The organism is Streptomyces sp. NPDC023541 (assembly GCF_055559995.1).
In genome coordinates, this window is record NZ_JBVHJO010000013.1 from 19,843 (window position 1) to 36,674 (window position 16,832).

Below are 16,832 nucleotides of genomic sequence, written 5' to 3' on the forward strand. Positions count from 1 at the left end.
ACTGGGGTGCCGCCCCGTGGGCCACAGGCATGAGTTCGGCAAGTGCCGCCACCGCGCTTCTTCCCCGCATGTCCCACCGTTCATCCAGTCACCCGCACCGCGCGGCGCGGCGCGTCGCATCCCAGGGCACCACGTAGTGAACGGCACCTACGACAAGTCTCCGATCACCACCTTCGGCGCCCCTGGCTGAGCATCCCGCCACAGAGCGGTCACTTGAGGCAAGCGTGCAGTGACGTGGTGTCAGGCCCAGGTGCTTTCATGGACCCGCTGTGCGGGGAGCGCAGCCTGACTGGAAGGGGACCGGGATGCCGTCTGTCCGGGAGCACTTACGGAACGGGTCGATCGTGCGGGCGCACTGGCGGAACCCCGCCGGTTCCAGCAAGCAGGTCGGTCTGCTCGTCATGTTCGTGCTGGCGATGTTCGCCCTTGGCAGCAAACCGATGGGCGGCGCCGCCCCGGTGGAACAGCGACCGGGGCCGCAGTCGACGGTGTACCCCATCAAGTGGCCCGGTTGGGACACACCGGTCGTGGTTCCGACGCCGACGGTCTCGTATCCGATCGTCTTCCCCAGCCCGGTGAGCACTCCCTGAACCGGCGTCCACCCGTGCGGTGTTCGAGCCGGAGCCGGCGTTCCCGCAGACGTCAGAACGCGGACCTGGAGAGGCTCGGACTGGTGCTGCGGTGGCCGGCCGTGCATCCGTGGGTGTGGTGGCGCTTGTATGTGGCGGCGGAGGGAGTCAGCGCAGTGGGCGGGCGCGCTCCCAGGGCCTGCGCTACGCGATCGAGCAGCTCGACCGGCTGCGCCATCGGCAGTTCGAGTCCGCCGTGCGGGACCTGATGCACCGCGACGGCTGCACAGACGCTCTCCGGGTCGGCGGCCGGAGCGACAACGGTGCGCACGCCCAAGCCACCGACCCGTACGGCCGGCGCTGGTCTGCCAACTGCACCTCGGTTGGGTCGTTGAGCGGGACTTGCACAGGGGCCTGCATTACGAGCTGGTCGAGGGACGTACCTACGCCGTGGCCGACGCTGCAGGCACCCTGGTCGCCCCAGTCGAGTTCTTCCTCAAGGACCTCGCCCTCGGCGCCGGTAGGCAGGCCCCGTCACTTCCCGTCGCAGCTCAGGGCGGTGCAGAGGCGTACCTCGGTGACGCCCGGCAGATTCTGGATCCTCCACTTGAGCCAGGATGTGCTCGCGGCGGCGCGGTAGTCGACCGTGAGGTAGGAGGGACCGCGCCAGTTCATGGTGTCGGTGTAGGTGTAGGTGGCCCCGTACTCCTTCAGCTTCTGCACCCCGCGGGTGAACTTCGCATCGCTGAACCTGTCGGGGGAATCGACCGTGGCCCGGTAGAACGTGCTCGGAGGCGGGAGCGTGTCGCCGCCGCCACTACCACCGTCGGGCGTGTAGAGCCCCAGGGCAACCAGCACCATCAGGACCACTGCGCCGCCGCCCCCGCCAAGCACGACCCACGCGCCCGGCCGGTTGCCGCTGTCGGCGAAGGCGGCGATCAGCAGCAGGACGGCCGCCGGGAGGAAGAAGATCATTCCGAGGACGGCCGCGACCAGCGACCAGCCGAGCAGCACGACACCGATGACCAGGCAGGACCGTGCGAACAGGTGCGGCGCACCCCGCTGGGTCAGCGGTATGACGGCGGGGATGGCCGTCATCAGGAAGAGGCCGCCCAGCGCGCTGGGTAGTGCTATCAACAGCCCAGGCAGCATCGTGGCCACCGCTGCCACGGCCCAGCTGGACTGCCGCGCGGACACCCTTTTGACGACGTCCTCTGCCATACCCGCCCCAAAATTTGAACTCGTTCACTTGAACTCGTTCAAGTTAGCAGCCCCTGACGTGGCCCGCCAGGGCCTTGCGGGCCTGCCCAATCTCGACACCACCATCCCCCCTTGGTGGAAAGCCACCGGTCTCATGTGGTCAGCGACCGGCCTCCGCGTGGAGAGCCCGCGCCATGGGAGAGACTCCGTCAGTAACGAAGGAACGGATCTGTGCCAGGTAGGCGTCCCGATCGATACGGCCGTCACCGTCCTCGTCCAGCGCGTCGAAGGCCGAACGGGCATTGGCCGCGGGGTTGCCCAGGGCTTGGCGCAACCGGGTGAACTCCGCCCGGTCCAGGTGGCCGTCGTCGTCGGCGTCGGCCAGGTCGAACAGTGATCCCAGGGCCGGCCTGCACACCTCGTCGAAGGCCCCTCCGCCCGCCCACGCCTCGTACTCGGTGAAGGTCACCCGGCCGTCGAGGTTCGCGTCCATCGAAGCGAACACCCTCTCGTGCGCGGTGCGTGCCAAGGAAACGAGCGGATCGTCGTCGGCCCGGCCCAGGGCCGCTGCCGCGCGTTCGGGCCGGGCAAGGTACTCCTGGCGGGAGATGACCCCGTCGCCGTCGACGTCCAGCATGGAGAAGATGTGCCGCTTGGCCGTGATGGTGTCCACCCGAACCCTCTTTCCTGCGCGAAGCCGGAGAACCAGCGGGCGCCGCTCTCACCCCGGAAACGATCGACCCGGCACCAGGTCACCGGGTCACCGGGTCACCGCAGTCAGCACGGGCGAGGTCGGCGGCAAGCATGGGCCGTTCGCCCGCCCCCGGCTCGGCAAGCCGGTCAGTCCTGGACCGGCTGGGGCCGGGGCGGCTGTGGGGTGAGCCGCTTGAGGCCCTTGCGGTCGTAGTAGAGGGTCATCGCGAAACCGAAGAGGAGCGCCAGCACCGTACCGAGCGCGATCATGATCCAGGAGCGGGTGAGGCCGGCGTCGCCGCGCGCGTCGAAGTAGAGGATCGCCCGTACGCCGTCGCTGAGCTGACGCATCGGTTCGAAGTGTGAGAGGAAGCGGTAGAAGTCGGGGACGGCCTGCAGCGGGACGGTCGCGCCCGACGAGGGCAGCCCCAGCACGATGAACACGAACATCGACACGAGCTGCCCGATGCCGCCGAACGCGGCGTTGATGGCCTGCACGCCCAGACCGACGGCGAGGGCCGCGCAGTACGAGTACACCCACAGCAGCGGCAGGTGGGAGGCGTCCATCCCCAGGATGCCGACGCACGCCACCATCACCAGCGTGGTGCTGACGAGCGTGATGCCGGCCGTCATCAGCATCTTCAGGAGCAGCGTCTGCGTCCGGTCGATCGGCACCGTCGGGCGGCGCGTGTGCCAGGGGCCGATCTCGTTGTCGGCGTAGCCGAGGGCGGTGTCCACGCCGTTGCTGATGACGTTGCCGCCCATGAATCCGGCCAGCACCAGCAGCAGGGTGTAGTAGAAGGCCGTCAGGCCCAGCCCGCTGCGGGTGCCGATCGGGTGCCCGACCTGTGTGACCACGTCCACCGGATCGGCGAGCAGCAACTTCGTGGCGGGAGCAGCGGAGGCGCCGGCGGCCGCCGTGAGCTGTTCGCCGACAGCGAGGGAGGCGCGGTGGGCGGCCTGCGTCGTGATCTGACCGGCCAGCGAGGATCCGAGGCTGCCCTTGCCGGGGTTGGTGAGCACGGTCAGCGTCGGCAGGCGGGTGGCCGCGGCCGTGGGCAGCGCCGTGACGGCGTCGGTGAATCCGGCGGGGACCACCAGCGCGCCGTAGACCTTGCCGGAGTCCAGCTGGTCCCGCGCCTGCGCGAGGCTCAGCTCGCGCCAGTCCGCCTTGCCGCCCGCCGGGTCGGCGGCGATGGAGGCGGTGATCTGCGCGCCCAGGTTCTGCCGCTGCCCCGGTGGCGGCTTGCCCGTGTCCTCGTTGACCAGGGCGATGGGGAGGTCCCGCAGCTCCGCGCCGGGATTGACGATGCCGCCCATGTAGAGGAGGGACAGCAGCAGGGCCAGCAGCCCCGTGAGGATCGTGGGCACCAGCCACAGCTGGGGGCGGCGCACGAGGGCCGCGGCGGTGGCTTCGGGGGCGACGGTCGGGGACATCGGTCTCCGTAGCTTCCCGGCGGGCCGGGCTCGAATGACGGTGGAGGCGGCGGCCGCGCCGCACGGGATCCCAGGATCTCCCCGTACCGGTGAAGGCCGCCGCGCACCTCGCGCAGCGTCCCCGAACCCGCCCGACGGACCACCGGAACAGCCCACCCCCTATCCGGCGGTGGCCGACGCCCCGGGGTGCTACCAGGTCCGGCGCAAGCCCGCCGCCGCGTGTTGCAGTGCCGGGACGAAGCGGTGGACCGAGCCTTCCGGGACAGGGCGACCGGCGTTTCGCCCAGGACCGCGCCGGCCCGGTGGTGCCGGACTGCCGCCGCGGCCGACTCCTTCGACGTCGCACCGCTGTCCCACCTCACCTCCCGGGCCGACCGGGTCGCCGCCCTCGCCCGGGCCGTCCGCGCGGGCCCGGGGCTCGTCATCGCCGGAATCAGCCGGTGCAGCCTCCTCCAGGACGGCACCGTGCACGTCGGCCTCACGCCGGCCTCACCCCTGAGCTGCGCCCACGGCGCATTCACCGGCGGGTCGGCGCGCATCCTCGTCAGGACTGCCCGGACATGAGTTCCCGTACGCCGGTGAAGCAGCGAGCCGCTTCGGCGGGCTCCAGCACCGCTTCGAGCGTGAGGCTGCCGGGCACGCGGGGCAGCAACCGTCCGGCCCGGTACTGGTGCCGGAAGACCGGCGGGGCGAGGACGAGGCGGCGCACCCTCTCGACCACGGGCATCCGGTCTCGGGTCGTGACACTCCACACCCAACGACCGGAGGGCTCCCTGAAGTTGCGTCGGTGTCGGAACCCGTCCCCTTGTCCGTGCCGGCTGGCATGCTCCTCCTCATGACGGATGAGAGCCTGCCCCAACTCGCCCAGATCACCGACGTCCAAGAGGTCGCTCCGGCACTGCGCCACCAGCTGATCGACTGTTGGATCGAGGTCACCAACGCGGGGGGCGCCGCCGGATTCCCCTTCCCTCCGGTCGACTGCGGCCACGTGGTACCGGTCGCGGACGAACTCCTGCGCCGTCTGCACCCGCAGCGGAGCCGGCTCGTCACCGCCGGGTTCGACGGCGTCCTCGCCGGTTGGGTCGTCCTCCGGCGTGCTCCCGACCGGCTCGTCGGGCACTGGGGTACGGTCCACCACCTCCAGACCCGTCCCGGGTTCCGTCGCCGCGGAGTCGCGTCCGCCCTCATGCGGGAACTGCGGAAGATCGCCCGCGACGAACTGGGGCTCGAACAACTCCACCTCGCGGCCCGTGGAGGAGAGGACCTGGAGGACTTCTACGCCGGGCTCGGCTGGCGTGAGGTCGGCCGCTGGCCCGGAGCCCTGCGCCTCGCTCCCGACGACACCCGGGACGAGGTCCTGATGCTCCTCGACACCCTCTGACCCGGCCCGGCCGACGGGACACCCCTCCAGCTTCGCGATGTCCTTCTGCTTCCCGTCCGCGCTGTCGTAGTCGTACGCGGCCGGGCGCACCTTGAGCGGAGGGCCGGCTCGGCCCTGACGACGACGTCGGACGACTCCCCCACGGTGGCGCCGTACACCCGGGCTCGGAGACGAGGCCGCCTGCCGCCTCCCGGTGCGGGACCGGGAGGCGGCCGGGCGTGGGGCGGTGGCTCAGCGGAACGGCACGGATCAGCGGAACAGCATGGACGCGTCCCCGGCCGGTGTGGTGACGGAGCCCGGGCACAGGAAGCTGCCCGAGGCCTTGGTGGCGGTGAAGGCCCGGTTGACGTACTTGCGGCTCGTACCGTCGCGGTCCCACACGATGTTCGTCGCCTTGTAGCGGCAGGAGATGAAGCTCTGCCTGCCGGTGATGTCGATCAGATCGGTCCGGGCCGTGCCGGCCGTGTCGTCGAACGTGAAGGCCGGGTTGTTGTTGAGGGAGGCGGCGATGCCGCCGCCGCAGGCGAGATTGCCTCCGGGCGTGTTGATCGTCGTGCGGTCGACGGTGAGGGCGTTCGGGGCTGCGGCGCTGGTGCTCCCGTTCGTCCAGCTACAGCTGTTGCCGGCGACCACCATCACGCCGTCGACCTTCTGGTCGGCGGCCGGGGCGGCGGAGCCTTGTGCGAGGGCGGTGCCGGTGCCGGCCAGACCCGCCGCGACGACGAGTGTCGCGATCCCGGCGGCGCGTCCGAGTCGGGTGGTGCGGGAGATGGGCGTGGTGTGCCTCATGGGTCGCTCCTCCATGCCACGTACAGGTGGGGGTGGGCGAGGCGCTGGGCCTCTCAGGGGGTGCGGAGTGCGTGCCGGGAGCGTCCCACAGCCACCTCGAAGTGTCAGGAGCCTGTCAGGTGCATGGGAATAATTGGCTGGAATTACCGGTCGGTACGACACACGGGCGGACACCCCGGGCGAGACAGCCGTGAGGTCCCCCTCCCCGATGACGGGCACAATGAGGGGAGACCTCGACGAAGGGGGACCTCTGATGCCATCGGACCGGCCCCGGGGTGCGGACGACGACGCCCTCGGTCCGATCCGGTCCGAGCCGGGGTCCCTGCTGGAACACGTGCCCGTGGCCGTGATCGGGCTGGACGAAGAGGAGCGGGTCCGCTATTGGGGCCCGGGTGCGCGCAACCTCTTCGGCTACGCTCCCGAAGAGGTCCTGTCCCGGCCCGCCTCGATGCTCTTCCCCGACCCCGCCCCCGGAACCCCCGGCGGGGCCGCCCAGCTGGTGGAACGCGGGCTGAGCCTCGGCTACTGGCGGGTGCGGATGCCCGCCCGGCACCGCGACACCGGGGTCTTCGACTGCGGATTCCGCGTGTTCCCGGTGACCGGGACCGCGGGCGACTCCGTGATCATGGGCCTGGCCAGCAGGGGCGACGAGCTCAACCGGGTCAAGACGAACCTCGCCTTCCTCGACGCGCTCTTCGAGACCTGCCCGATCGGCCTCGTCATGCTCGACGAGGAGCTGCGCTACGTCCACCTCAACCAGGTGCTGGCCGACATGGACGGTCTCCCGGTGCTGGAGCACCTGGGGCGGCGCATGTCCGACATCATGATCACGTCCGACGGGGGCGAGTACGAGCGGATGCTCCGGGCCGTGGCCGACCAGGGGCGTCCCCTCGTCGGCGCACTGGTGGGGCTGCGCACCACGGGCCGGCCCGACCGCGACCAGGTCCGCTCCGTGAGCTTCTTCCCGCTGAGCGGGGCGGGAGACACCCGGGCCGGGGTGGGCGGGCTGCTCGTCGACGTCACCGACCGCGAGCAGGCCCTGCTCGAAGCGACGGCCGCCCGACAGCGGCTGGACCTCCTGGACCGCGCGTCGGCCCAGGTCGGCACGACCCTGGACCTGGAGGTCACCGCCCGCGAGCTGGTCGACGCCGTCATGCCCGGCTTCTGCGACGCCGCCGTCGTGGAAATGGTCGAGTGGATGTACGAGGACGAGCGGTTCGACCCCGAGCTGCCCCTGACCGCGCGCCGGATCGCCACCGGCACCGTCCTGCCGCCGCCCGCGCCCGAGCTGGTGGGCGGCCTGGAGCGGGTCACGTACCCGCCGGGCTCCGGCATCCACGAGATGCTGAGCAGCGGCCGCCCGCTCCACGTCGTCGTCGACGAGGACTTCGCCACCCGCACCGCCGCCCACGCGGACCGTGCCCGCCTGCTGCTCGACAGCGGGCTGGGCGGCATCGTCATCGCCCCGCTCATCGCACGGGGCACGGTGCTGGGCATCGCGATGTTCGGCCGGTCCGCCACCCGCACACCCTTCATCGAACAGGACGTCACCCTCGCGGGCGAACTGGCCTCCCGCGCCGCGCTGTGCCTGGACAACGCACGCCTGTACGGGCGGGTCCACGACATCGCGCTGACCCTCCAGCGCGCCCTCCTGCCCAGCGCCGTGGCATCGGGCGCCCACGTCAGCATCGCCCACCGCTACCTCCCGGGGAGCCGGATCACCGAGGTCGGCGGGGACTGGTACGACGTGATCAACCTGCCCGGCGACCGGGTCGCCCTGGTCGTCGGGGACGTCATGGGGCACGGCGTACCGGCCGCCGCGTCCATGGGTCGGCTGCGCATCACGGCCAAGGCCCTCGCCGCCCACACCCGCACCCCCGAGGCGCTGCTCGCTGAACTCGACAAGTGCGCCCAGGAGGCCGGCATCCAGCTCGCCACCTGTCTCTACCTCGTCTACGACCCGCACACCGGGCGAGCCCGCATCGCGAACGCCGGCCATCCGCCGCCCCTGCTGCGCCACCCGGACGGGACCGTCCAGACCATCGGCGAGGGCCTGGGGATCCCGCTGGGCGTGGGCGGCGTCCCCTTCCGGTCGTCGGCGATCGACCTGCCCGAGGGCGCGGTGCTCGCCCTCTACACCGACGGCCTCATCGAGGCGCGCGGCCAGGACATCGGAGCCGGCCTGGACGCACTGCGGGAACAGCTCCGTACCGTGACGGGCCCGCTGGAGGAGTCCGCGGACCGCATCATCGGGAACCTGCTGCCCGACGAGGCCACCGACGACACGGTCCTCGTCCTGGCCCGCATCCGCCGCGCCGCCGTGTAGGGCTCCGGGCCGTAGATCGTGGCTACGGCCCGGAGGTCAGATCCGTGCCCCCGCCGGCCTCGATCAGCCACGACAGGGAACCGCTTCCGAAGGGCCGGCCGCTCACCGGGCTCGCGGCAGCGGCTCAGGGGGTCTTGGTCCCGCGCAGGACGCCGATCTTGTCGATGCGGTGTTCGGGGTTTCCCTGGGCGTCGCTCCAGAAGTTGCCCTCGGCGTGGTCCTCCGGGGTGGCGCAGGTCGAGATCGTGATCATGGCCTGGGTGGGGGTGGCGCCGGGCGAGCCGGGCACCGCCGCGCGCTGTTCCTGCAGGGAGCGCGCCGAGCGGAAGGAGGTCTTGCGGGTCGCGACGATCTCGTAGGTGTACTCCACCCCGCCCACTGTCACGCGGACCGTGTCGCCCGTGCCGACGGCGGGCAGGTTCCGCAGCGGACCGCCGGCCGACAGGCGGTGCGCGGTGACCAGGAAGTTCCCGACCTGGCCGGGGCCGACCCCGCCCCCCTTCCCGTACGGGCTGGCCGCGAGCCCGCGGTCCTGGATCCGGGTGCCGGGTACGTCGTCGGTGGTGCCCTCGTACGGGACCACGCGCAGCCCGGATATGCCCGCGGAGGGTATCGACAGCGTCGACTCCTGGGTGCGGTCGTCGACGGGGGCGGACCAGACGGGCGCGGACGAGACGGCGGCGGAAGCGGTGGTGGCCGCGGTAGCAGTGGCAGCGGCCGAAGCGGAAGCGGTGGTGGCCGCCGCCGCCGGCTGCGGCGGGGCCGCGGGGCCGGCGGCGGCCGAGGGCCCGCAGGCCGCCAACAGGGCGGTCACGGCTCCGGCCAGCACGACGGGGAAGGCTCGGGACGGGTACGGCAGGGACATGGGCGCATCCGTGGGGGTCGGTCGCCCGGGTCGAGCGGCAGGTGGGTGACCCGGTAGACGGTCAGGGTGGCATACGGAGCAAGAAGTCCATAAGGGTCCAGGTCTGTGACCTCCCTCCCCGGGGCCCGGGAGGGAGGTCAGGGCCTGTGGCCGGCTCGCAGCTCCAGGCGCTCCCCCCGGGAACCGGTGGCGGAAGCCGCGGTCGTGCGAGACCGCGACCACCGCTCCCCCCGGATACGCGGCGAGGGCCGCCTCCAGGTCCTCGACCAGGTCGAGGGCGATGTGCTTCGTCGGCTCGTCCAGTACGAGGAGCTTGGCCGGCCGGGTCACCAGGTTCGCGATCTGCAACCGCCGCTGCTGCCCCGCGGACACGCCGCGACCGGGACGTGCAGGTCCTCCTCGCGGAACAGACCGAGTGCCAGCAGCCCGTCCGCGTACTCCTCCGGCGGCCCGGGCCGTCCGGCCGCGTAGGCGGCGAGCAGCGGGAGCCGGGTGGAGCGGGCGGGCAGCAGCTCCTGCGCGAGGTGTCCGATCCGGTCGGGGCGGCACCCGGACCCCGCGTCGGGCTCGAGGTCCCCCGCCAGGACGCACGGCCGCGCCCCGCTCCCGGGGAGCGGGGAGGGGCGCGGCGCGGGACGACACGGGAACGGGCTATTCGACCTTGGCCCAGTCGAGCGTGCGCTCCACCGCCCGCTTCCAGCCCTCGTACCCTTCGGTGCGCCGCTCCTCGGACCACTGGGGGCTCCAGCGCTTGGACTCCTGCCAGTGGGTGCGCAGTTCGTCCGTGTCCCGCCAGAAGCCGGTGGCGAGGCCGGCCGCGTAGGCGGCGCCGAGCGCCGTGGTCTCGGCGACGACCGGACGGCTGACCGGTACGCCCAGGACGTCGGACTGCGTCTGCATGCACAGGTCGTTGGCGGTGACGCCGCCGTCGACCTTGAGCACGTCGAGGTGCACGCCCGAGTCCTGCTCCATGGCTTCGACGACGTCGCGGCTCTGGTAGCAGATGGCCTCCAGGGTGGCCCGAGCCAGGTGGCCGTTGTCGTGGTAGCGGGCGAGTCCGACGATCGCGCCGCGGGCGTCGGAGCGCCAGTACGGGGCGAACAGGCCGGAGAAGGCGGGCACGAAGTAGATGCCTCCGCTGTCCTCGACCGTCCTGGCCAGGCGCTCGCTCTCGCCGGCGTCGGTGATGATCTTCAGCTGGTCGCGCAGCCACTGCACGGCGGAGCCGGTGACCGCGATCGAGCCCTCGAGGGCGTAGATCGCGGGGCTGTCGCCGAACTGGTACGCCACGGTGGTCAGCAGGCCGTGCTGCGAGCGGACCAGTTCGGTCCCGGTGTTGAGGACCAGGAAGTTGCCGGTGCCGTAGGTGTTCTTCGCCTCGCCGGGAGCGAAGCAGACCTGGCCGACGGTGGCCGCCTGCTGGTCGCCGAGGACGCCCGTGATGGGAATGGCCTCCCGCAACGGCCGGGAGGTGCGCGTCCGTCCGTACGCCTCCGGGTGGGAGGACGGGTTGATGGTGGGCAGCATCGCCCGGGGGATGTTGAAGAAGCCGAGGAGCTCGTCGTCCCAGTCGAGGGTCTCCAGGTCCATGAGCATGGTGCGGCTGGCGTTGGTGACGTCGGTGGCGTGGACGCCTCCGTCGGGGCCTCCGGTGAGGTTCCACAGCACCCAGCAGTCGGTGTTGCCGAAAAGGGCGTGCCCCTGCTCGGCCGCCTCGCGCACCCCGTCGACGTTCTCCAGGATCCACTGGATCTTGCCGGCGGAGAAGTAGGTGGCCGGGGGCAGGCCCGCCTTGCGGCGGATGACGTCGCCCTGGCCGCCGCGCTCCAGTGCCGCGGCGATGGAGTCGGTACGGGTGTCCTGCCAGACGATCGCGTTGTAGTACGGGCGTCCGTTGCGGGGGTCCCAGACGACGGTCGTCTCGCGCTGGTTGGTGATGCCGACGGCCGCCAGGTCGGACGCGTCGAGGTTGCCGTGCCGGAGGGCGTTCTGGATCACCGAGTTGGTGCGTTCCCAGATCTCCACCGGGTCGTGTTCGACCCATCCCGAGCGAGGGAGGATCTGGGAGTGCTCCAGCTGGTGCCGCGCCACCTCGTTGCCGGCATGGTCGAAGATCATGAAACGGGTGCTCGTGGTCCCCTGGTCCACTGCGCCGACGAAGTCAGCCATGGGGTGCCGCCTTCTCTTGAGGATGCCGTGTGTGCGGGCCGAGGCCCGGACGGGCCCGTGGAGCCGGTACGGATCCACGGACCCGGGACCGGCCGGGACGGACGGGCCGTGGCGCGTCCGTCCCGGGTGCGGTCAGCTCTCATCCGGTGCCGGTACCCGTCCGGGAGGCTCCGGTTCGGCGGTCGGCAGGAACCGGCCGATGAGGAACTTGTAGGCGGCTGCTCCGAGCACGCCACCGATGAGGGGGCCGACGATCGGGACCCAGAAGTAGAGGTTCCCGTACTGATCTCGCCATGCCCCGCCGTATCCGGTGAAGAAGCTCGCCAGGCGGGGACCGAGGTCACGGGCCGGGTTGATCGCGTAACCGGCGTTGGTGCCCCACGCCATGCCGATCGCCACGACGATCAGGCCGACGATGAACGGTGCCAGGTTGGCGCCGGGCGGCGTGCTCAGCAGGTCGGTCACGGCGAAGATCAGGAACAGCAGGAGGGCGGTGCCGATGATCTGGTCGCGCAGTGCGCCCCACTCGGTCACCGGCAGGTTCGTGTTCCCGTTGGCCGGGAGCGTGGAGAAGACGCCCTGCGTCTTGATGGTGTGACCGGGGTCGGCCTTGGCCAGCGCCTCGGTGTAGTTCCAACGGACGAGCAGGGCGGCCACGAAGGCTCCGGCCAACTGGGCCAAGGCGTAGGGGGCCACGTTTTTCCACGGGAAGCCTTTGAACGCGGCCAGGGCGACGGTCACCGCGGGGTTGAGGTGAGCACCGCTCAACCTCGCCGCGACGTACACGCCCAGGGTTACGCCGAGACCCCAGGCCCAGGCGATGCTGTCGTGGTTCCCGAGACCGCCCGCGGGGTCCGTCAGGGCCCCGCCGGCGACCACTTGGGCCACCACACCACAACCGAAGAGGATAAGGATCATGGTGCCGGCGAATTCGGCGAAGAGTTCGCCGACCAGACCCGATCTATGGAGGCGCTCCGTCATGGGTGCCCTTTTCCGCCGGGCCGAAGGCCGGCTTCGACTGCCCCGAGTCCTCTGTTTGACCGCACCACGGAATGCCCCCGCGCGCCCGGAAGCCTGTCCGTCCTCACGCAGCGCACATCCCCGTGTGCGGGTACATCCATATTCCTCTTCCCTCCGCCTCCGCGCTCCTCAACCGGAGCCGTATGGGGCGTGACAGGGCCCGGCCGGGGTGACTACAGGCGCCGACCGGGCCCTGCGTGCGTGGGATTTTCGAGGTTCCTGTCCCCACGCTGACATACGCGGCTACTTTCTGCACTATTTCGACTACTGCGCGCAATGCGCGGCCGGTTCACACCCGGGGTCCGCGGCCCCCGGCGTCATCGCCCTCCGGCGTCTGCCAGGAGTCCTCGCGGCCCCGCGCCACGGGATTCTGATCGGCCGGCCGGGCGGGGGGCCGGCGCCGGGCGGCACGCCGGCTGCCGTACCAGAAGGCGCCGATCAGAAGAACGGCCACCACCACTCCGGCGAAAATGAGAAACAGGGCTCCTTGGCCTTCGGCCGCAAGAATCTCGGTGGGAATCATGGCCCGCGCTTACCCGCATTCGCCGGGCTTACAAGCTCGCCACGGGCTTTCACCGGCAACCGCGGCTGCGCCAGACCAGCAGCACGATCAGCAGGGCCGCGCCGGCCACGAGCAACGGCTTGTGGTTGGCGCGGGCCGTCGACGCGACCCGGCCCGCCGCGTCCAGGACCGGATCGGGCGTCGCGTCGTGCACGCGCTGCACCGTGTGCGCGGCCTTGTCGTGGATCCGGTCGGAGACCTGTGCGGCCTTCTCCTTGGCCTGCGCCTTGACGTCGGCCTTGCCCGCCAGCGCCTCGATGGTCTGCCCGAGTTCGTCACGCGTGTGTTCGACTTGTTCGCGCAGCTCGTCGGGGGTGGGTGCGCCGATGTCGGTTCGACGCTCGTCGGGTGTGTCAGGTGTGTCAGGTGTGTGGGATGCGTCGGTCATCGGTGCGCCTTCTCCCTCATCTCGGCCAGATCGGCCTTCACGCTGTCGATCGTCTGTGCGGGCACCGGGGAACCTGCCCTGGCCACCTGCTTCTTCCCTGCGGTCGCCATCACCGCGGCCACGATCGCCAGCGCCACCGCGATGATCAGGGCCGACGCCCACAACGGCAGTACCAGTGCCAGAGCCGCGATACAGGTCGCCGTCAGGGCCTGCGCCGCCAGGAATCCCAGCACGCCCGCCGCGCCGAAGAGGCCGCCGCCTTTCCCGAAGCGCTTCCCCTTCTGGGTCATTTCCGCCCGCGCCAGCTGCATCTCCTCGCGGACCAGTTCCGAGATCTGCCGGGAAGCCCGCGAGACGAGGACGCTCACGGATTCATCGGTGATGTGGGTCTGCCGTTCTATCGTGCTCATACGGAGCCTCCCCTTTCACGAGTACACGCACTGTCGAGGCGCGCCTACCCGATATACGCGCCGGCACCCGTTCCACCCGTCGGATCAGTGGTTCATACGGCGGCGGTCCTCGGCGGTCCACGCGCGGGTGTCGCGCGGACGGACATAGGGTTCCTCGCCCTTGGGCAGCCCTCCGGCCACCGCGCGCTGGCGGGACAGTTCCGCGTCGAACTCCAGCCCGAGGAGGACGGCGAGGTTGGTGATCCACAGCCAGATCAGGAAGACGACGACACCCGCGACGGTTCCGTACGTCTTGTTGTACGAGCCGAAGTTCGCCACGTAGAACGCGAAGCCGGCCGAAGCCGCCATCCAGATCAGCAGGGCCAGGAGGCTGCCCGGAGTCACCCACTTGAATCCGCGGCCCTTCGCGTTCGGCGCCGCCCAGTACAGGAGCGCGATCATGATGGTGACGAGGAGGACCAGGGCGGGCCATTTCGCGATCGACCACACCGTCAGTCCGATGTCGCCGATCCCGAGGGCGTCGCCCGCCTGCCGGGCCAGGCGACCGGTGAAGACCACGATCAGCGCGCCGGCGCACGCGAGAACCATCAGCGTGACGGTGAGCGCGAGGCGCAGCGGCAGGACCTTCCACACCGGGCGGCCCTCGGGCACGTCGTACACGGCGTTCGCGGACCGGATGAACGCGGCCACGTAGCCGGAGGCGGACCACAGCGCCACGACGAGACCGACGACGGCCATCAGCGATCCGACGCCGCTGCGGCCCTGCAGTTGCTCGACCGCGTCCGTGATCACGTCCCGGGCGGAGCCGGGAGCCAGTCGCTGCAGGTTGTCCAGCACCCGCACGGCCGTCGATGCGCCGGCCAGACCCAGCAGCGACACCAGGACCAGGAGGGCGGGGAAGATCGCCAGCACTCCGTAGTAGGTCAGCGCCGCGGCCCGGTCGGCCAGCTCGTCGTTGCCGAATTCCCTGGCCGTGCCGCGGAACACCGCTTTCCAGGAGCGTGCGGGCAACTCGGTGGGCTCGTCCGGGGCACGTTCCTCGACCAGCGCGCTCGGGCCGACGCCGGGCTCCCGCTCGGTGTCGGCACGCTCCCGCTCGGTGTCGGCACGCTCTCGGTCGCGTTCGCGCTCGCCGTCGTGGTCCTGGCTCGGTGGGCTCGGTGGAGTTCTCATACCGCTCGGCTGTCCAGCGCGGCCCCGGTCATGTCAGTCCGGCCCGGGCAAAACCGGGCCCGGCGCTGTGGGCAACGGCCGCCCTCAGAGCCAGCCGTTGCGTCGGAAGGCGCGGTAGAGGAAGCCCGACGCCGTCGCCATGAGGCCGACGGCGAGTGGGTAGCCGTAGCTCCAGCCCAGTTCCGGCATGTGCTCGAAGTTCATTCCGTACACGCCGGCGACCATGGTGGGAACGGCGAAGATCGCGGCCCAGGCGGAGATTCGCCTCATGTCGTCGTTCTGCCAGGTGCCGACCCGCGCCTGCTGGGCACCGAGAACCGCGTTGAGCAGTTCGTCGAGGGTCCGCACCTCGGTTTCGGTGCGGTGCAGGTGGTCGGCGACGTCACGGAAGTACGGCAGGACCTTCGACGGGCAGTGGTCCTCGCCGCTCAGGCTGCTCAACAGGCCGGTCAGGACCGGGACCAGCGGCTGGACCGCGTCCCGGAACTCGCGTACCTCCCGTTTCAGGGAGTAGATGTCCTCGGTGTGGTCGACCCGGGAAGGGGAGAAGACGCGGTCCTCCAGCCGTTGGAGTTCGCCGCGCACCGTCTCGGCGGCCTCGCTGTAGGCGTCGACGACGACGTCGAGTACGGCGTGCAGGACCGAGAGGGGGCCGGACCGCAGCATGGCCGGGTCGGCGGCCAGCCGGCCGGCCGCCTCGGCCGTCGGGTCCACTTCGCCGTGCCGGACGGTGAGGACGTAGCGGGGCCCGACGAAGAGCATCAACTCGCCCGTCTCCACGGCCGCTTCCTCCTCCACGTACCAGAGGGTCTTGAGCGCGACGGCCAGTACGTCGCCGAAGCGCTCCCGCTTGGGGCGCTGGCGTGCCTGGACGGCGTCCTCGACCGCCAGGCGGTGCAGGCCGAGTTCCTCGGCCAGCTGCAAGAGTTCTCCTTCCGCCGGATCCACCAGTCGCACCCAGCCGAATTCGCCGCCTTCCAGTCCCCTCAACCGTTTCAACACCAGCCGGCATGCCTCGTCGTCAAGGCCGCACTCGACGGTTTCCGACCGCCCGGACAGTTCCTCGTACACCACGCATTCCATGGGTCGCACCTGCCCGCATTTCCCAGCGGTGTGCAGTGACGCCCGTCGCTCGTGGACCCGGGCGCACCGGTCGAGCCAGCGGAACGAGTCGCATGACGTGCGACATCAATGCCGGGTGCGGGGGTAGCCGGGACACCATGGACCCCAACAGGAGCACTCCGCTGCGCGCTGTCGCGCTCGTCTGCACCCTTACCCCCTCCCCCGCTCCGTCCAGCTCCCAGCTGCTGGCGGAGCAGACGATGGCGGCGCTCGCCGAGCACGGCGTCACGGGCAAGACCATCCGTATCGCCGACCACGACGTGAAACCCGGCGTGCGGACCGACATGGGCGACGGCGACGCCTGGCCGGAGATCCGCGACACCATCCTCGGCACCGACATCCTGGTCCTGTCGACGCCGATCTGGCTCGGGCACCCGTCCAGCATCGCCCAGCGGGTCCTGGAGCGCCTCGACGCGGAGATCTCCGAGAGCGACGACGAGGGCCGCATGCTGACCTACGGCAAGGTCGCCGCGGTCTGCGTCGTCGGCAACGAGGACGGCGCGCACAAGGTCAGCGCCGACCTCTTCCAGGGGCTGAACGACGTCGGTTTCTCCCTCGCCCCGAACGCCGTCACCTACTGGGTCGGCGAGGCCATGCAGGGAACCGACTATCAGGACCTCGACAAGACACCCGAGAAGACCGCCGCCACGACGGCCACGCTCGCCGCGAACACCGCCCACCTGGCCCGACGGCTCAAGGGCGCCCCCTACCCGGCGAGCTGACCGGCG

Annotated in this window: 19 protein-coding genes and 1 pseudogene; 5 read left to right on the plus strand and 15 right to left on the minus strand. The window is 71.0% G+C overall.

What is annotated here, in order from left to right; translation table 11 throughout:
* Positions 1 to 305 precede the first annotated feature (305 nt).
* The gene (locus ACZ3X1_RS27555) at positions 306 to 590 is read left to right on the plus strand and encodes a hypothetical protein (protein WP_467281343.1); all 285 of its coding nucleotides are present in this window, start codon (positions 306 to 308) and stop codon (positions 588 to 590) included.
* A 52-nt stretch (positions 591 to 642) separates the two neighbouring features.
* Here the strand turns inward: ACZ3X1_RS27555 and ACZ3X1_RS27560 are convergent, their stop codons facing one another.
* The 4 genes from ACZ3X1_RS27560 to ACZ3X1_RS27575 all read right to left on the minus strand — a co-directional run bounded on the left by ACZ3X1_RS27560 (position 643) and on the right by ACZ3X1_RS27575 (position 3,899).
* Positions 643 to 900, minus strand: coding sequence for a hypothetical protein (locus tag ACZ3X1_RS27560; protein WP_467281344.1), 258 nt, complete (start codon positions 898 to 900; stop codon positions 643 to 645).
* 203 nt (positions 901 to 1,103) lie between these two features.
* Complete coding sequence (locus ACZ3X1_RS27565) at positions 1,104 to 1,790, minus strand: hypothetical protein (RefSeq protein ID WP_467281345.1); 687 nt, start codon at positions 1,788 to 1,790, stop codon at positions 1,104 to 1,106.
* Positions 1,791 to 1,929: 139 nt separating this feature from the next.
* Complete coding sequence (locus ACZ3X1_RS27570) at positions 1,930 to 2,442, minus strand: EF-hand domain-containing protein (RefSeq protein ID WP_467281346.1); 513 nt, start codon at positions 2,440 to 2,442, stop codon at positions 1,930 to 1,932.
* A gap of 167 nt (positions 2,443 to 2,609) precedes the next feature.
* Positions 2,610 to 3,899, minus strand: a complete 1,290-nt coding sequence (locus tag ACZ3X1_RS27575) for a YhgE/Pip domain-containing protein (protein WP_390080106.1) — start codon at positions 3,897 to 3,899, stop codon at positions 2,610 to 2,612.
* A 243-nt stretch (positions 3,900 to 4,142) separates the two neighbouring features.
* On the opposite strand from ACZ3X1_RS27575, the gene ACZ3X1_RS27580 reads away from it, so the two are divergent.
* Positions 4,143 to 4,463: a hypothetical protein gene (locus tag ACZ3X1_RS27580; protein ID WP_467281347.1), complete on the plus strand. Its 321-nt coding sequence runs from the start codon at positions 4,143 to 4,145 to the stop codon at positions 4,461 to 4,463.
* Here the strand turns inward: ACZ3X1_RS27580 and ACZ3X1_RS27585 are convergent.
* A complete protein-coding gene (locus ACZ3X1_RS27585; protein WP_467281348.1) occupies positions 4,444 to 4,626 on the minus strand; it encodes a hypothetical protein in 183 nt (60 codons plus the stop codon). The two genes, ACZ3X1_RS27580 and ACZ3X1_RS27585, sit on opposite strands and share 20 nt — an antisense overlap.
* Before the next feature lie 108 nt (positions 4,627 to 4,734).
* Between ACZ3X1_RS27585 and ACZ3X1_RS27590 the strand changes: the two genes are divergently transcribed.
* Positions 4,735 to 5,280 carry a GNAT family N-acetyltransferase gene (locus ACZ3X1_RS27590; RefSeq protein WP_467281349.1) on the plus strand — a complete coding sequence of 182 codons (546 nt, stop codon included), beginning with the start codon at positions 4,735 to 4,737 and terminating at the stop codon, positions 5,278 to 5,280.
* A gap of 249 nt (positions 5,281 to 5,529) precedes the next feature.
* On the opposite strand, the gene ACZ3X1_RS27595 is transcribed toward ACZ3X1_RS27590, so the two are convergent.
* Positions 5,530 to 6,069 (minus strand): hypothetical protein, encoded by a 540-nt coding sequence (locus ACZ3X1_RS27595; RefSeq protein ID WP_467281350.1) that lies wholly within the window; start codon positions 6,067 to 6,069, stop codon positions 5,530 to 5,532.
* Between the two features lie 253 nt (positions 6,070 to 6,322).
* Here ACZ3X1_RS27595 and ACZ3X1_RS27600 point away from each other — a divergent pair, with 253 nt between their 5' ends.
* The gene (locus tag ACZ3X1_RS27600) at positions 6,323 to 8,395 is read left to right on the plus strand and encodes a SpoIIE family protein phosphatase (protein ID WP_467281351.1); all 2,073 of its coding nucleotides are present in this window, start codon (positions 6,323 to 6,325) and stop codon (positions 8,393 to 8,395) included.
* Positions 8,396 to 8,519: 124 nt separating this feature from the next.
* Here the strand turns inward: ACZ3X1_RS27600 and ACZ3X1_RS27605 are convergent, their stop codons facing one another.
* The 9 genes and pseudogenes from ACZ3X1_RS27605 to ACZ3X1_RS27645 form a co-directional block, all read right to left on the minus strand.
* A complete protein-coding gene (locus ACZ3X1_RS27605) occupies positions 8,520 to 9,260 on the minus strand; it encodes a sortase domain-containing protein (protein ID WP_467281352.1) in 741 nt (246 codons plus the stop codon).
* A 137-nt stretch (positions 9,261 to 9,397) separates the two neighbouring features.
* Positions 9,398 to 9,847 (minus strand): annotated as a pseudogene (locus ACZ3X1_RS27610) (ATP-binding cassette domain-containing protein); the annotation flags it as partial.
* Positions 9,848 to 9,911: 64 nt separating this feature from the next.
* Entirely contained in the window at positions 9,912 to 11,429 is a 1,518-nt protein-coding gene (gene glpK, locus ACZ3X1_RS27615) for a glycerol kinase GlpK (protein ID WP_362632269.1), read from the minus strand.
* 132 nt (positions 11,430 to 11,561) lie between these two features.
* Positions 11,562 to 12,410 carry an MIP/aquaporin family protein gene (locus ACZ3X1_RS27620; RefSeq protein WP_467281353.1) on the minus strand — a complete coding sequence of 283 codons (849 nt, stop codon included), beginning with the start codon at positions 12,408 to 12,410 and terminating at the stop codon, positions 11,562 to 11,564.
* A 328-nt stretch (positions 12,411 to 12,738) separates the two neighbouring features.
* A complete protein-coding gene (locus ACZ3X1_RS27625) occupies positions 12,739 to 12,972 on the minus strand; it encodes a DUF6479 family protein (protein ID WP_362632265.1) in 234 nt (77 codons plus the stop codon).
* 49 nt (positions 12,973 to 13,021) lie between these two features.
* Entirely contained in the window at positions 13,022 to 13,399 is a 378-nt protein-coding gene (locus tag ACZ3X1_RS27630) for a DUF3618 domain-containing protein (protein WP_390080090.1), read from the minus strand.
* The gene (locus ACZ3X1_RS27635; RefSeq protein WP_362632261.1) at positions 13,396 to 13,809 is read right to left on the minus strand and encodes a phage holin family protein; all 414 of its coding nucleotides are present in this window, start codon (positions 13,807 to 13,809) and stop codon (positions 13,396 to 13,398) included. The genes ACZ3X1_RS27630 and ACZ3X1_RS27635 overlap by 4 nt, the downstream gene beginning before the upstream one ends.
* An 84-nt stretch (positions 13,810 to 13,893) precedes the next feature.
* The gene (locus ACZ3X1_RS27640; protein ID WP_467281354.1) at positions 13,894 to 14,982 is read right to left on the minus strand and encodes a YihY/virulence factor BrkB family protein; all 1,089 of its coding nucleotides are present in this window, start codon (positions 14,980 to 14,982) and stop codon (positions 13,894 to 13,896) included.
* Positions 14,983 to 15,066: 84 nt separating this feature from the next.
* Positions 15,067 to 16,065: a magnesium and cobalt transport protein CorA gene (locus tag ACZ3X1_RS27645; RefSeq protein WP_390080085.1), complete on the minus strand. Its 999-nt coding sequence runs from the start codon at positions 16,063 to 16,065 to the stop codon at positions 15,067 to 15,069.
* Positions 16,066 to 16,202: 137 nt separating this feature from the next.
* On the opposite strand from ACZ3X1_RS27645, the gene ACZ3X1_RS27650 reads away from it, so the two are divergent.
* Positions 16,203 to 16,826 carry a flavodoxin family protein gene (locus ACZ3X1_RS27650; RefSeq protein WP_390080083.1) on the plus strand — a complete coding sequence of 208 codons (624 nt, stop codon included), beginning with the start codon at positions 16,203 to 16,205 and terminating at the stop codon, positions 16,824 to 16,826.
* Positions 16,827 to 16,832 lie beyond the last annotated feature (6 nt).